A 14,402-nucleotide genomic window follows, 5' to 3' on the forward strand; every position below is an offset into this window, starting at 1 on the left:
CAAAGGCGCCTGCGGGCGCCTTTGGTTTTTGAAGGCAAGGTCGGCGCTTACGATTTCGTCCACAGCGCTCCAAATTCTTCGAAAGACGAATCTGGGGCGGTTGCTTCGGACACGTTGCAAACGCGCAGATGGTGTCTGGCAACTGGCAGCACAAAGCGGTAGCCAATCGCATGCGCCTTTTTTTCCTGACCATCCTGACTCTGATTGCCTTCGCGTCGAACTCGATACTAAACCGCGTTGCACTTGCGTCAGGCGACATTGACGCTGTTGCGTTTGGGGTTGTCCGTTTGTGCGCTGGCGCGGTTATGCTGGCGGTTCTCGTGATGTTGCGTGATCGACGGCTCGCGCTTGGTGGAACTGGCCGCACGGTGGGCGTGCTGTCGCTGCTGATCTATATCTTCGGGTTTTCCCTCGCCTATGTCAGTCTTGATGCGGGATTGGGCGCCCTCATTCTATTTGGGCTTGTTCAGATAACGATGTTTGCTGGCTCTCTGATCAGCGGCGAAAGACCCGCCGCGAGGCGTTGGATTGGCGCTGCAGTCGCGTTTGGTGGGTTGGTCTGGCTGTTGTGGCCGGGTCATTCTGCGACCCCCAGCCTTTGGCACGCGGGTCTAATGGCCATCGCAGGTGTGGCTTGGGGGGTCTATTCGCTCAACGGACGCGGCACCTCTGATGCTTTGGGGGCCACCGCTGCGAATTTCTGTATTTCCGCAGCCATCGCCTGTGCAGGTGCGGGTGTTGCCATCGGATTCTTCGGTGGCATCCATCTTTCAGAGGCGACAATGTTTGGTATCGCGATGGCTGTTCTTGCGGGCGCGGTGACATCCGGTATCGGGTACTCCATGTGGTACACGGTGCTTCCGCATCTGCGGGGCAGCACTGCTGCGGTCACACAACTGACTGTGCCTGTGATCGCCATTGCTGGCGGAGCTGTGCTTTTGTCGGAGTCTGTCACACCACGATTGATCGTGGCGGCACTGCTTGTGTTGGGTGGCGTTCTTCTCGCCGTGACGTCGCGGCGCTAGGGCCTTTCTAAACTTGTGTGCAGCGCGTATCTGACAGTCATGTTCCGACATTTTGCCCTGTCTCTTGCAGCTGTGTCATCTTTTGCCATCGCATCGCCGGTCAAGGCGGATTGCGTCGTTCTGTTGCATGGATTGGCACGCACAGAGACCTCCTTTGCTCTGATGCAGTCCGTTCTCGAAGCAAAAGGTTACACAGTTCACGCACCGGGGTATCCTTCGACCACGGCCCGTATCCAGACTTTGGTTGAGGAAACGCTCCCAAGCGCAGTCGCCGCATGTGGCGAAGAGCGTGTGCATTTTGTCACCCACTCGATGGGTGGCATCCTGCTGCGCTTCTGGCTTAAGGATCAGCGCCCGGCAAACCTTGGGCGGGTTGTCATGTTGGCCCCGCCGAACAATGGCAGTGAGCTGGTCGATGAACTTGGTGGGTTAGAGCTGTTCGAGTGGCTCAATGGCCCTGCGGGACAGCAGTTGGGTACTGCGCCCGGTGATCTGCCGAAATCCTTGCCTCCGGTGACGTTCGAACTTGGGGTGATTGCAGGCACACGGTCCTTGAACCCGTTCTTTTCCAGCCTCATCCCGGGCGATGATGATGGAAAGGTCTCTGTCGACTCTACCAAGGTCGCCGGAATGAAGGCGCATCTGACGATGTCCGTTAGCCATACATTCATTATGCAGGCTCCGTCTGTCATTGCGCAGGTCGATCTTTTTCTGCGGACGGGTCGATTCGACCCGGAACTGGACTGGACCCAATCCATCAACACTGAAGAATTGGTCTGTATGTTCGGAATGTGTCCGGAGCCCGCAAATGAGCCTTGAGATAACCCTTGTCGGAGCTCGCGTTCTTACCCCTGACGGCTGGTCCGAAGCTCCTGTCGGTCTGGCCGAGGGGCGACTTGTGGCCGGAGGTTCTGGGCGCGAAGTTGATCTGTCCGGATATCTTGTCCTGCCGGGAATTGTTGATCCGCATGGGGATGGGTTCGAACGCCACATGGCTCCGCGCCGGGGCGCTTTGAGAGAAGCGGAACACGGTGTTGTTGCAGCGGCGGCCGAACTGGCGGCCAATGGCATCACCACCGCTATTCTGGCGCAGTTCTTTTCATGGGAAGGTGGCATGCGCGGCCCCGACTTTGCCGAGCATGTGTTCGAAAGTGTCACTGCGGTGCGCGATGCGGTTCCCGTTGATCTGCGCCTGCAGTTGCGGCTTGAAACACATCTTCTCGACGACTTTGCCCGGGCTGAGGCAGCGGTTGACCGGTTTGGCATCGACTATGTTGTGTTCAACGATCACCTGCCGCACCAGCGCCTGGCGGAAGGGCGCAAGCCGCCGCGTCTGACCGGGCAGGCGCTCAAAAGCGGAAGAAGCCCCGAAACACACCTTGCTTTGATGCAGAACCTGCATGAGCGAACCTCGGAAGTGCCCGCCGCCCTTGATGCGCTGACTGCGCGGCTTTTTCAAAAGGCAATTGTCCTTGGAAGCCATGACGACAGCACCCCCGAAAACCGTCGGGAATGGGCCGCGCGCGGTGCGACTGTCAGCGAATTTCCTGAAACACTCGAAGCGGCGCAAGCAGCGCGGGAGGACGGTGCGCATATTGTGTTGGGTGCACCAAATGTCGTGCGCGGGGCCAGCCATGCTGGAAACATCGCAGCATCGGAACTGGTGGCGCATGGTCTGTGCGATGCACTGGCGTCGGATTACCATTACCCATCCCCCTTGCGTGCAGCATTCCGGCTCGAAGAGCTGGGCCTCTGCGACCTCGCCTCTGCTTGGGCCATGCTGTCCTCAGGGCCAGCGCAGATGCTTGGCCTCGCGGATCGTGGCACGCTTGAGATTGGCAAGCGTGCCGACCTGATCGTCGTTGATCCGACCACCCGCCGGGTAGAGGCGACCATTGCCGCTGGTCGCGTTGCGCATCTCACCGGTACGGTCGCGGAACGCTTCCTGCGCAGTTAACCCCGCTTGATGTGGTTCACATGGCCCATCTTGCGACCGGGCTTGACCTCGGCCTTACCGTAAAGGTGCAGCGCGCAGTCCGGCGTATTCGCAAGCTCAGGGACTCGATTCATATCATCGCCGATCAGGTTCTCCATCACGACATCCGCATAACGTTGACCGTCACCCAAGGGCCAGCCGGTGATAGCGCGGATGTGCTGTTCAAACTGATCCACAGAGCAGCCGTTTTGTGTCCAATGTCCGGAATTATGCACACGCGGCGCGATCTCGTTCACGATAAGGCCGCTGGAGGTGACGAACAACTCGACACCCATCACACCCACATAGTTCAAGGCATTGGCGATCTTTGCAGCGAGAAGCACCGCATCGGTGCGTTGGCTGGCAGTGAGGCGTGCGGGAACTGTCGTCGTGCGCAGGATGCCGTCGTTGTGCACGTTCTCACCAGGATCGAAGGCCGCGACGGCCCCATCCAGACTGCGTGCGGCGATCACCGACACTTCGTGCGAGAAATTCACAAACCCTTCCAGAAGGGCAGGTGCCCCCTGCATATCTGCCAATGCCAACGCGGCATCGTCGCGCGACATGATGCGGGCCTGCCCTTTGCCATCATAGCCGAAGCGGCGGGTCTTCAGGATCGACGGCGTGCCGATCTCGTCCAGCGCCGTCTCGAGACTGGTTGCATCGGTGATGTCCGCAAATGGCGCTGTCTGCAGGCCCAAATCCTGTAGAAACGTCTTTTCCGTCAAACGGTCCTGACTGACACGAAGCGCCTCGCGACCGGGATGGATCGGGGCAAGATCCTGCAACAGGTCAAGCGCGGCTGTCGGGATGTTCTCGAACTCATAGGTGATAATGTCCACCGACTGACAGAAAGCCCGCAGCGCGGCCTCGTCGTCATAGGCGGCTGTGGTTACCTGATCAGCGACCTGCCCAGCTGGTGGCGTCGCGCCGGGTTCAAAGATGTGGCAGCGAAAACCAAGACGGCTGGCCGCCACCGACAGCATTCGGCCCAATTGACCACCACCAATGATGCCAATGGTCGATCCGATGGGAAGCGCAAGCGTCATGGCGTTATCCGTCGTCAGAGGGAGTATCAGGGATGGACGCCGACAGATCGGCGCGCCACTGGTCAAGACGGGCGGCAAGATCACCATCCTGCAAGGCCAGAATGCCCGCAGCCATCAATCCGGCATTGGCTGCACCCGCAGACCCGATAGCCATTGTGGCCACTGGAAATCCTCGCGGCATCTGCAAGATCGAATAAAGACTATCGACACCCGAGAGGGCGCGCGTCTGTACCGGCACACCAATCACCGGAACCCGAGTCTTCGACGCCATCATTCCGGGCAAGTGCGCAGCCCCACCTGCACCTGCGATGATGACCTGCAAACCGCGCTCCACGGCAGTTTTGCCATAGTCCCAAAGCCGATCAGGTGTGCGATGTGCGGACACAATCTTTGTCTCGTAGGGCACGTTCAGCGCGTCCAGCATTTCGGCCGCTTCTTTCATAGTCGGCCAGTCTGACTGGCTTCCCATTATGATGCCGACTTTGATCGATTCTGACATGGCGCTGCGCCCCTTCAGGTGTTCGGAGCGCGCACTATAGCCAGATCGGATCGGGGGGCAACTCGCCCTGATATCAGGCGATGATATCCGGCAGCAGTCGATCCTCGATCTGGGCGATCTTGTCCTTCAAGACCAGCTTTTTCTTTTTCAGTCGCTGCAGGGTGAGCTGATCCGCTGTTCCGGTCTGCTGCATGGCACGAATGGCTTCGTCCAAATCGCGGTGCTCGCGGCGAAACACCTCGAGTTCGACCTTCAGGACGTCGTCTGTTTTCATCGACAGATCAGTAGGAGCATTCATGATGCAGCGCGGTCCCCGAAAAGTGGCTGAGACCAGCAAGATAACCGCATTCTGCGATTCCGCAAAGCCCTTGCGTCTTGCTTGTCGCGCCCCCATATTTCTTAGTGAACGGTCGCCAGAATGGGGCCGCACCAACACAGTCGCTTGCACAAAGGACGTGTCGATGACGAAACTGACCTTGGGATCCTATCCCCATCTGCTTGGATTCGAGCAATTGGAGCGTTTGCTAGAACGCACCGCGAAATCCGGCAACGAAGGTTATCCCCCCTTCAATATCGAACAGACCTCCGAAGGATCGTACAGGATCACTTTGGCAGTGGCAGGTTTTCGGGAACAAGATCTGGCGATCACCGTTGAGGACAGACAGCTTGTGATCCGCGGACGCCAGCACGACGACACAGCCGATCGGGTGTTCCTGCATCGTGGGATCGCCGCGCGCCAGTTCCAGCGCAGCTTCGTGCTTGCTGATGGGGTCGAAGTCGGTGAGGCGATCATGGAAAACGGGCTGCTGCATGTCGATCTGACCCTGTTGCGTCCCGAGACCGTGGTCCAGACAATCCAGATCAGGAAGGGTTAATCCATGAATACGCCATTTGATTTCAAAGATGCCGACCAGTCCAACCTTGTCTATGTGCGTCCAGTGGCAGTTGCGGACTTGCCGGATGAAGTGCGGGGCGAGCTTGGTGACGAAACAACCATCTACGCCGTGCACCGTGCCGATGGGGAGCGTTTGGCACTTGTGAAGGATCGCAAGCTGGCATTCATGCTGGCGCGGCAGAACGATTTCGCACCTGTCACGGTGCACTGAGCTCGTCTAGTTTTCTGCGCGCAGCGTCGTACCTGCGGCGGGGCATTTTAACGGCCCCGCAGATGTGGCAAAGCGAAATGGCAGCGTTTCGCTTGTCACACCTATATCGCCTCGAACCACATCGAAATGCAGGTGTGGTCCGGTGGATTGCCCAGTGTTTCCTGAATAACCGATCAGCGTACCCGCGCGGACGCGGTCGCCCGTGTTGACGCTGACGCCTCCCTGCTGCAGATGAAAATACTGCGCCAGGGTGCGGTCCGAATGCTGGATGATCACGTAGTTGCCAAGATCCTGATACTGCGCACCTGGCCCTCCGCTGCGGGAGTCTTCTTTTAGATCGACGACAATCCCATCACGCGCTGCGTGAATCGGTGTCCCTTGGGGCATATTGAAATCGACGGCAAAGCGCCGTGCGCCAAAATGGGTAAAACTGCCGTTGCAGCTCTGACCGACAGTGAAGGCCTGTCCCGGGGCAAACGGCAGCATATATGCGTGCCGATCGTCGTGTCGCGCGGTGTAATCGCCTCGGCTCCACGTGAAATTGTAACGATAGGACCAAGCGCCAGCCTGCTTCTGAGACAGTTTGAAAAGTTGCACCCGTTGGTTGCCGTCCAGAACAAAAGGACCCGCGCCGCCCTCGCTGCGCCCAAGGTTTTTCAGGTCTAGCTTGATGTCGAGCGTGACCGGCAGGAAGGGATAAAGGTTCTCAGCATAAAACGTGATCGTATTGCCGTTCTGCGCGGTCTCGATGCAAACCTTCTGAAATTTGGTGTCACACGACCGATCTGCCGCAGCGAGTGTTGGCGCACATAGGGCCAAAGCGAAAAGAAATCGTCGAAACATGGCACCAACCCCTTGTCGAGATCCGGAGACAGTTGGACATGTCGCTGTGTCGTGCGCAACCGTGTTCCGGCACAGACCGTGGCAAAAAAGAAAGGGACGGATGTGCTCCGTCCCTTCTATCTTGGTCTTACTGACCTGTGATCAGTCCAAGGCTTTCGAGTTTCAGGATCACCTGATGAGCGCAGTTGTCGACTTCGACATTTTCGGTCTCGACACGCAATTCCGGTGTTTCTGGCACGTCGTACGGGTCAGAGATTCCTGTGAATTCCTTGATCTTGCCTTCCCGCGCAAGCTTGTAGAGCCCCTTGCGGTCGCGGCGTTCGCATTCCTCAAGACTCGTCGCCACATGGACCTCGAGGAAGGCACCGAACTGTTCGATCTCTTCCCGAACGGCACGGCGTGTTGTGGCATAGGGCGCGATGGGCGCACAGATTGCGATCCCACCGTTCTTGGTGATTTCCGACGCGACATAGCCGATGCGGCGAATGTTCAGGTCGCGGTGTTCCTTGCTGAAGCCCAGCTCCGAGGACAGGTTCTTGCGCACGATATCGCCATCCAGAAGGGTTACTGGACGGCCCCCCATCTCCATCAGCTTGACCATCAAAGCGTTGGCGATGGTGGATTTGCCCGAGCCAGAGAAGCCGGTGAAGAACACGGTAAAGCCCTGTTGCGACCGCGGCGGGCGCGTCTTGCGCAATTCGGTGACCACTTCGGGAAAGCTGAACCATTCCGGAATGTCCAGACCTTCGGCCAGACGGCGGCGCAGTTCGGTGCCCGAGATGTTGAGGATGGTCACGTCATCCTTGTCGGCGATCTCGTCCATCGGCTCGTATTGTGCGCGTTCCTGCACGTAGACCATGTGTTTGAAATCAACCATCTCGATGCCGATCTCGGCCTCATGCTCGCGGAACAGCTCCTGCGCATCATATGGCCCGTAGAAATCCTCGCCCGCCGAATTCTTGCCCGGTCCAGCGTGATCGCGACCCACGATGAAATGGGTGCAGCCGTGGTTCTTGCGGATCAGACCGTGCCACACCGCCTCGCGGGGGCCGGCCATGCGCATCGCAAGGTTCAGAAGGCTCATCGTCGTGGTGGATTGCGGATACTTGTCCAGCACCGCCTCATAGCAGCGCACGCGGGTGAAATGGTCCACGTCGCCCGGTTTGGTCATGCCGACAACCGGATGGATCAGCAAGTTGGCCTGCGCTTCTTTCGCAGCGCGGAAGGTCAGTTCCTGATGCGCGCGGTGCAGCGGGTTGCGGGTCTGGAACGCCACGACCTTGCGCCAACCCAGCTTGCGGAACAGTGCGCGCAATTCGTTCGGAGTGTCGCGACGCCCCCGGAAATCATAATGGACGGGCTGCTGGATACCGGTGACGGGACCACCCAGATAAACTTTTCCTGCCTTGTTGTGCAGGTAGTTGACTGCCGGATGGGCATCCTCATCTGCACCGAAAACCTTTTCCGCCTCGCGCGCCTTGTTTGGCACCCAACGGTCGGTCACGGTCATCGTGCCAAGGATCACGCCTTCCTGATCGCGCAGGGCAATATCCTGACCAATCTCAAGGCTGTCTGCGAATGCCTCGGACACATCCAGCGTGATCGGCATGGGCCACAGGGTGCCATCAGCAAGGCGCATGTTTTCGACGACGCTGTTGTAGTCGTCTTCGCTCAGAAACCCCTTGAGCGGGTTGAACCCGCCGTTCATCAAAAGCTCGAGATCGCAAATCTGGCGCGGCGTCAGATCGTGGCTGAACAGTTCAGCAGCTTCCAGCTTGAGCTTTTGGGCGCTGTCATACGAGACATAAAGTTCAGGGATTGGGGCAAGGTTTTGCGGGTACATTATTCTGCTCACTGTCCAAATTTGGGCGCTGGTTACGCCTCCACCGGGACAGAAGTCCAGTGACAAGGCCGCGCACCTCATGAATTCGGGAAAATGTGCGGAATTTACGCCAGTTTCGAAAATGGTTTACCGAAAAGAAGCCAACGCGCCGGGATGTGGGTCGGACCTCGCAGTCAGACCCATCTCGCTTCCTACTCCGCAGCCGGTACTTCGGCACCATAGCCCAAGGGGTCTGACACGACCTTGCCGGAATCATCGCCGACTTCCGCAAGGAACCGCTCGGCCTCAAGAGCAGCCATGCAGCCCATGCCCGCAGACGTGACAGCCTGACGGTACTTGTGGTCGGTCAGATCACCAGCCGCAAACACACCGGGGATCGAGGTCTCAGTGCTATCGGGCTTGGTCACGACATACCCACCCATATGGGTTTCCAGCACGTCCTTGACCAATTCATTGGCGGGGGCGTGACCGATTGCGATAAACACGCCTTTGCAGGGGATCTCTTTGATCTCGCCGGTATCGACGTGTTTGACGCGCACGCCTTCGACGCCCTTGGGCATGTCGGTCCCGAACACTTCGTCCAGCTGGTGATGCCAAAGCGTTTCGATCTTGGGGTTCTTGAACAGACGGTCCTGAAGGATCTTCTCGGCCCGGAGTTCGTCGCGGCGGTGGATCAGCGTCACCTTGGACGCAAAATTCGTCAGGAACAGCGCTTCTTCGACGGCCGTGTTGCCGCCACCGATCACCACGATTTCCTGACCGCGATAGAAGAACCCGTCGCAGGTTGCACAGGCCGACACGCCGAAGCCCTTGAAAGCGTCTTCAGACGGCAGGCCCAGCCATTTGGCGCGGGCGCCCGTCGCAAGGATCAGCGCATCCGCCGTATACACCGTGCCGCTGTCGGACTGCGCGGTGAAAGGGCGCTTGGACAGGTCTAGCGAGGTGATGAGGTCGCCGATGATCTCGGTGCCCATGGCGCGTGCATGGGCTTCCATGCGCACCATCAGGTCTGGTCCCTGCACCTCGGTGTCGCCGGGCCAGTTCTCGACCTCGGTGGTCGTGGTCAACTGCCCGCCCGGTTCCATGCCCTGAACGAGAATCGGCTCCAGCATGGCGCGGCTTGCGTAGACACCAGCGGTGTAACCGGCAGGACCGGAGCCGATGATCAAAACTTTGGTGTGGCGTGTGTCGGACATGGCAGCCTCGCGTCGCAGAGTACGGTTTTTGTCTAGTCTTTGGATATATGCGCCCATGCGTGTCTTCGCAAATCAATGACACCGCGTCGTGTGAAAAATTCACAGTCCAGAATGTATAGAAAGATTGTTGCGCAATGTTGAAACAATATTGCGCGCAACAAACCTATGCTATAACAATGTCGAAAAATGCAGGGGTGCTTCAGGATGCCGGCACATCGGTTGGATCCAATAGATCGCAAGATTTTGGCAGAGCTTCAAGCAGACGGACGCATGACCAATGTCGAATTGGCCCGCAGGGTTGGTATTTCGGCGCCACCGTGTCTGCGGCGTGTGCGCACCTTGGAAGAGCAGGGCTTTATCCGGGGCTACCATGCCGAGGTTGATCCGCGCGAATTGGGATTTGAGGTTCAAGTCTTCGCGATGGTCGGACTGCAAAGTCAGGCCGAAGCAGATCTGCGCGCCTTTGAAGACCGTTGCCGCAGTTGGCCGCTGGTACGTGAATGCCATATGCTCAACGGAGAAGTGGACTTCATCCTGAAATGTGTCGCCCCTGACCTGAGCACGTTCCAAAGCTTTCTGACAGGGGACCTGCTGACATCGCCAAACGTCGGCAGCGTCAAGACTTCGCTTGTGATCCGCGGGGCAAAGGACGAACCCGGTGTGCCCTTCGATGTATTGGAAGCGCGGCTGGGCGGCACGGACTGACACCGCCCCAACGCAGTGATGCTTGACGTGTCAGGCGACTCGCAACGTTTCGATCACGTCGCGTGTTGTGCGCGGGAAGGCAAGATCGCCAAAGCCTTCGAGAGACCCAAGATGCGGGAACATCGACTGCAGCATGTCGCGAACAGAGCTTCCGATTTCCGCAGCTGAAACCCGTCCCGGATGGTAGCTTTCCAATTCGTGCCCATTGGCCCGAATGATCCCGTGGCTTTGCAAGGCGAAATGGTACAATTGCACCGATCCCGGCGGCGTGATGCGCAAGACCCGGTCACCGTCGATATAGTCGCTGGCTGGGGCAAGTACCGCATCGCAGTTGAGCAAATCAGCAAAACGATCTTGACGGACCACAAGCCGGGCTGCGGGACCAAGCAGCAGATCGCTTTGGTCCATGCCAACTCCCGGCATACGGAGCAAGTAGGACAGAGAGGTCGTTTCGGCGGCGAAATCCGGAAGATAGGGTGTGCTGCCAATCCATACGACGGGCTGTGGGCCGCGATGTGTTTCGACCAGATCCCCGGGAATCAGATCTTCGACAGCAATCGGGCCCATGACCGTTGAAATGAGCGTGCCGCGGGCGAAGGCGGATGCGCAGGCTTCGAATGTCGATGATGCAGGAACTGTGAAACTGGACTCGGATATCGACTGATCCGGCAGAAGGGCGGCAGCCTCGATGGTGCGGGTGAGAGGGATGTCGCGTCGAGGCTGCCCGTCGAACGTGGCAACTTTGTCTGTTGAAACAGCATAGGCGTTGAAGTCGGTCGTCGCAGCGCGATCGGTCGAGGTCTGAGCCATGTGATACCTTTTAACTCAGGTCACATCCGCGTTGGCCCCCACCAACAACACCAGAAGGACGGTGCAATATCGTTGGATAAAAGATGGCTCAGAAGTGTTTGATTCGTCAAAAATCAACGAAAATTGGCCGCGAAATCGCGGCCAATTCTTCGATATGGGGAGGATTGTCTGGGTCTTCGGAACAGCGCTGCCACAATTGGGGAAGATCGTGGCAGGTCGGCTGTATCCCGTAGGCTTGATCAGGCGCGTTTGCGGGCCAGTTGGTCGGCCTTTTCAGCCTTGATGCGGGCAAACATCGCCTTGCGGGCTGCGCCGCGCTGGAAAGGAAGCGCTGGCATGTCCTCTTTAGAGGTTGCGACGACAGAGGCGATGAATTTCGAAGTGCGCGACATTGGACTGCTCCGGTGGTGTTCCGTTGTTTCTTGATCCTAATTAACCCGCGCAATTGGGCGCGTTTGTGACCAAACGTGGACAATCCCGGTGTATTCCTGTGATTGATTTGGGCACTGCGCCAATGGCGCTGGCGCGGTTCAGAGCCGGATCACCGAAATCAAACGGCCGTAATCCGCTTCCCGTGCATGGGTCGCGCGGCGGTAGGAATAAAAGCGATCTGCGTCAGAATACGTGCAGTGCCGTGTCCATTCCGCGTCCACTCCGGCGCTGCGCAGCTTGTAAAGACCAAAGCCCGGCAGATCGAAGTGGAACTTGTCTTCATCCCCATTGACGAAGAACCGCGCGTATTGTGGGTCTTCGGCTAGAAAAGAATCGAGGAATTCGGGTCCGACCTCGTAGGCACGCTGGCTTATACTGGGTCCGATCACCGCTTTGATTGTTTCGCGATTGGCACCAAGGCTGGTCATCGCATCAATCGTTGCCTCCAAAACACCGTCGAGGGCTCCGCGCCATCCGGCATGGGCAGCGCCTATGACACCGGTATCGTGATCGGCAAAGAGCACAGGCTGGCAATCCGCCGTCAGCACACCCAGCGCGACGCCGGGCGTCTTTGTCACCATGGCGTCGGCCTGTGGTTTCGACGATCCCAACGGCCCCTCCACAACTTCCACCTTGGCAGAGTGCACTTGATGAACGCTGACCAGCTGATCTCCGGCAACCTCCATCGCATCCGCGACACGGGCGCGATTGATGGCAACGATTTCGGACTGGTCGGATGATCCAGCGCCGCAGTTGAGCCCTGCAAACACTCCGGAGGATGCACCACCGCGCCGCGTGAAAAATCCGTGGCGTATAGGTCCGAGGCTATCTGCTGTGATGATTTCCAGCGTCATGGATCCAGTCCGGGCGGCGGCGACTCGTTCACTGGGTACAGACCCAGCACTTTGAACAAGGAACCCATTTCATCGGGATGGGTCAACCGTCGATGTGCAGCCACATGCGCAGCAAGCGGTTCTCCGGTCAGACCTTTTGCCAAACTCTGGGCGCGCGGCGTGATGCCCAGCCGTTCAAGAAACACGCCTTGGTTGGTCAATTGGCTGGCCGTGCATCCCGCAATCAACGCAGCACGTGCCAACGCTTCGAAATCGACATGGGCGGTCAGGTCCGCCTGTCCCGGTTCAGCGAAAGGATCAACGGGTCGGTGTGCACGCACCGCCTGAAACGTGTCACCGTCGGAATGCCACCCGCCATAGTCAATGAAGAGCGCCATTCCACCTTGGGTCGCGATCCGGCGGGCCAGAGCATCCACAACCGCAGTGCCGTGTGCGCAGGTTTCCACAAGGGCACCCGGCTGTGTGTCGTCCAGACGGCTGTTAAGCGCTTCAATCGGTGCTGCATCACTTAGCCCTCGTTGCAGCACACCGGTTTCCGACAGCCCCACCATAACCTCGCGCCAACCTTTTGGGTCACGCTGAAACTGTCTGATTGGCAGCGCATCGAAAAACTCGTTTGCCATGACGAAAATCGGAATGTCCTCGGGCAGAGTTTCCACCGTGTCATGCCACGTTGGGTGATAAGCGGGCAGGGCGGCCGCCTGCAAGCTGCGCATGCGCGCCGATGCCTCGACCAGATGCAAATCGACTGCAGCGTGAAACCCCGGCACCTGTACCGTGGCCCGCAGGAGATCCGCGATCAGCGTGCCACGCCCCGGTCCCAATTCTACCAAGGCAAACCGATCTGGCGCGCCCTGATCCATCCAGGATTGCGCAAGACAAAGGCCGATGAGTTCCCCGAACATCTGGCTGATCTCGGGAGCTGTGGTGAAATCCCCATCGACGCCAAGCGCGTCTTGAGTCGTGTAATACCCGTGTTTGGGATGAAGCAGGCAAGCGGACATATAGTCGGCCAAGGTAATCGGCCCGGTCGCTTCGATTTGGCGGCGCAGGATTTTTGATAGCTCTGTCATGTGTCCCGTACGGCTCCGGCGCGGCGTGCGGACAGCCAGAGATAAATGCCGATCGCAATCATCGGAACAGAGAGAAGTTGTCCCATGGTCAGACCATACCCGCCGATCTGCCAAGCAAGGCCGAGAGGGTTGCCGTCCGAGACGAACTGCGCATCAGGCTGGCGCACGAACTCTACCATGAAACGCGCTGCGCCATAGCCGCCAATGAACAGGCCGACGATCCGACCCGGCACTTTGAGTGCCCCACGACGGAAAGCCAGCCACAGCAGAACGGCACCCAACAGCAGACCTTCCAGCAGCGCTTCGTAAAGCTGCGACGGATGGCGTGCGCAAATTTCTCCCAGCGTCTGTCCACAAGATTGCGCGGCCTGACCGGGAAACTGAACACCCCAAGGCAGGTCGGTTGGCCGCCCCCACAGTTCTGCGTTGATGAAATTCGAAATCCGCCCCAGCAAAAGTCCCGGCGGTGTGGCGATCGCCATCATGTCTGCAGTGGGGCGCAAGGGGAGGCTGTTTTTGAAGCAAAACATCAGCGCAGCGACGATCACACCGATCAATCCACCGTGAAACGACATGCCACCCTGCCAGACAGCAAGGATTTCCGCTGGGTTCTGCAAATAATACCCCGGCTGGTAAAACAGCACGAAGCCAAGCCGTCCGCCCAGAATGACCCCAAGGATCACCCAAGTGAGCAATTCCTCGACCTGTTCGGGGCGCATCGGAGGAGTATCATCGGCCCAAAGAGGCGTGCGTTTCACGGCAGCTACCGCGATCCGCCACCCAATCAGAATGCCTGCGATGTAAGCCAGCGCATACCAACGCAGCGCAAATTCCATCCCGAAGATCGAGATCGAAAACAGCTCTGGCGAGACATTCGGAAAAGGCAGACCCGTAGACATGCGCGCAGATGTTCAATTCTCTGCGGCGAAGTCAACCTTGTGCCGCGCGGGTGTGAGGACCATATAGAGATCAAGCAAACGCCGGAGGCAGAC

General features: G+C 58.5%; 17 protein-coding genes. 6 read left to right on the top strand and 11 right to left on the bottom strand.

Annotated features, from left to right (window positions below; genetic code table 11):
- Window positions 1–170: 170 nt before the first annotated feature.
- Genes MCRY_RS02845 through MCRY_RS02855 form a run of 3 tightly spaced genes read left to right on the top strand, consistent with a single transcriptional unit; the run spans window position 171 to window position 2,982 of the window.
- On the top strand, window positions 171–1,025 hold the full coding sequence (locus MCRY_RS02845; protein ID WP_085628156.1) for a DMT family transporter: 855 nt from the start codon (window positions 171–173) through the stop codon (window positions 1,023–1,025).
- 39 nt (window positions 1,026–1,064) lie between these two features.
- Window positions 1,065–1,844: an esterase/lipase family protein gene (locus tag MCRY_RS02850; RefSeq protein ID WP_085627966.1), complete on the top strand. Its 780-nt coding sequence runs from the start codon at window positions 1,065–1,067 to the stop codon at window positions 1,842–1,844.
- Window positions 1,834–2,982 carry an alpha-D-ribose 1-methylphosphonate 5-triphosphate diphosphatase gene (locus tag MCRY_RS02855; protein WP_085627967.1) on the top strand — a complete coding sequence of 383 codons (1,149 nt, stop codon included), beginning with the start codon at window positions 1,834–1,836 and terminating at the stop codon, window positions 2,980–2,982. The genes MCRY_RS02850 and MCRY_RS02855 overlap by 11 nt, the downstream gene beginning before the upstream one ends.
- On the opposite strand, the gene MCRY_RS02860 is transcribed toward MCRY_RS02855, so the two are convergent.
- The 3 genes from MCRY_RS02860 to MCRY_RS02870 all read right to left on the bottom strand — a co-directional run bounded on the left by MCRY_RS02860 (window position 2,979) and on the right by MCRY_RS02870 (window position 4,846).
- Window positions 2,979–4,049 (bottom strand): 5-(carboxyamino)imidazole ribonucleotide synthase, encoded by a 1,071-nt coding sequence (locus MCRY_RS02860; protein WP_085627968.1) that lies wholly within the window; start codon window positions 4,047–4,049, stop codon window positions 2,979–2,981. The two genes, MCRY_RS02855 and MCRY_RS02860, sit on opposite strands and share 4 nt — an antisense overlap.
- 4 nt (window positions 4,050–4,053) lie before the next feature.
- The gene (gene purE / locus MCRY_RS02865; protein ID WP_085627969.1) at window positions 4,054–4,548 is read right to left on the bottom strand and encodes a 5-(carboxyamino)imidazole ribonucleotide mutase; all 495 of its coding nucleotides are present in this window, start codon (window positions 4,546–4,548) and stop codon (window positions 4,054–4,056) included.
- A gap of 73 nt (window positions 4,549–4,621) precedes the next feature.
- Window positions 4,622–4,846 carry a YdcH family protein gene (locus tag MCRY_RS02870; protein ID WP_085628157.1) on the bottom strand — a complete coding sequence of 75 codons (225 nt, stop codon included), beginning with the start codon at window positions 4,844–4,846 and terminating at the stop codon, window positions 4,622–4,624.
- A gap of 163 nt (window positions 4,847–5,009) precedes the next feature.
- Here MCRY_RS02870 and MCRY_RS02875 point away from each other — a divergent pair, with 163 nt between their 5' ends.
- Together MCRY_RS02875 and MCRY_RS02880 are read left to right on the top strand one after the other, a co-directional pair.
- Complete coding sequence (locus tag MCRY_RS02875; protein ID WP_085627970.1) at window positions 5,010–5,423, top strand: Hsp20 family protein; 414 nt, start codon at window positions 5,010–5,012, stop codon at window positions 5,421–5,423.
- 3 nt (window positions 5,424–5,426) lie between these two features.
- A complete protein-coding gene (locus MCRY_RS02880) occupies window positions 5,427–5,654 on the top strand; it encodes a DUF1150 family protein (RefSeq protein WP_085627971.1) in 228 nt (75 codons plus the stop codon).
- A gap of 6 nt (window positions 5,655–5,660) precedes the next feature.
- Here MCRY_RS02880 and MCRY_RS02885 read toward each other — a convergent pair whose 3' ends face one another.
- The 3 genes from MCRY_RS02885 to trxB all read right to left on the bottom strand — a co-directional run bounded on the left by MCRY_RS02885 (window position 5,661) and on the right by trxB (window position 9,536).
- Window positions 5,661–6,497, bottom strand: a complete 837-nt coding sequence (locus MCRY_RS02885; protein WP_085627972.1) for a M23 family metallopeptidase — start codon at window positions 6,495–6,497, stop codon at window positions 5,661–5,663.
- A 127-nt stretch (window positions 6,498–6,624) separates the two neighbouring features.
- On the bottom strand, window positions 6,625–8,340 hold the full coding sequence (locus MCRY_RS02890) for a bifunctional sulfate adenylyltransferase/adenylylsulfate kinase (RefSeq protein ID WP_085627973.1): 1,716 nt from the start codon (window positions 8,338–8,340) through the stop codon (window positions 6,625–6,627).
- A gap of 191 nt (window positions 8,341–8,531) precedes the next feature.
- Window positions 8,532–9,536, bottom strand: a complete 1,005-nt coding sequence (trxB, locus tag MCRY_RS02895; RefSeq protein WP_085628158.1) for a thioredoxin-disulfide reductase — start codon at window positions 9,534–9,536, stop codon at window positions 8,532–8,534.
- Between the two features lie 204 nt (window positions 9,537–9,740).
- On the opposite strand from trxB, the gene MCRY_RS02900 reads away from it, so the two are divergent.
- Window positions 9,741–10,241, top strand: coding sequence for an Lrp/AsnC family transcriptional regulator (locus MCRY_RS02900; protein WP_085627974.1), 501 nt, complete (start codon window positions 9,741–9,743; stop codon window positions 10,239–10,241).
- A 30-nt stretch (window positions 10,242–10,271) separates the two neighbouring features.
- On the opposite strand, the gene MCRY_RS02905 is transcribed toward MCRY_RS02900, so the two are convergent.
- The 5 genes from MCRY_RS02905 to lgt form a co-directional block, all read right to left on the bottom strand.
- Window positions 10,272–11,051, bottom strand: coding sequence for a Hint domain-containing protein (locus MCRY_RS02905; protein ID WP_085627975.1), 780 nt, complete (start codon window positions 11,049–11,051; stop codon window positions 10,272–10,274).
- A gap of 239 nt (window positions 11,052–11,290) precedes the next feature.
- On the bottom strand, window positions 11,291–11,443 hold the full coding sequence (locus MCRY_RS22775; RefSeq protein WP_171046048.1) for a hypothetical protein: 153 nt from the start codon (window positions 11,441–11,443) through the stop codon (window positions 11,291–11,293).
- A gap of 138 nt (window positions 11,444–11,581) precedes the next feature.
- The gene (gene pgeF / locus MCRY_RS02910; protein WP_085627976.1) at window positions 11,582–12,337 is read right to left on the bottom strand and encodes a peptidoglycan editing factor PgeF; all 756 of its coding nucleotides are present in this window, start codon (window positions 12,335–12,337) and stop codon (window positions 11,582–11,584) included.
- The gene (locus MCRY_RS02915) at window positions 12,334–13,410 is read right to left on the bottom strand and encodes a class I SAM-dependent methyltransferase (protein ID WP_085627977.1); all 1,077 of its coding nucleotides are present in this window, start codon (window positions 13,408–13,410) and stop codon (window positions 12,334–12,336) included. Before MCRY_RS02915 ends, pgeF begins: the two co-directional genes overlap by 4 nt.
- Window positions 13,407–14,309: a prolipoprotein diacylglyceryl transferase gene (gene lgt, locus MCRY_RS02920; protein ID WP_085627978.1), complete on the bottom strand. Its 903-nt coding sequence runs from the start codon at window positions 14,307–14,309 to the stop codon at window positions 13,407–13,409. The genes MCRY_RS02915 and lgt overlap by 4 nt, the downstream gene beginning before the upstream one ends.
- Window positions 14,310–14,402: the final 93 nt, after the last annotated feature.

Origin of the sequence: Marivita cryptomonadis (assembly GCF_002115725.1) — a bacterium.
GTDB lineage: Bacteria > Pseudomonadota > Alphaproteobacteria > Rhodobacterales > Rhodobacteraceae > Marivita > Marivita cryptomonadis.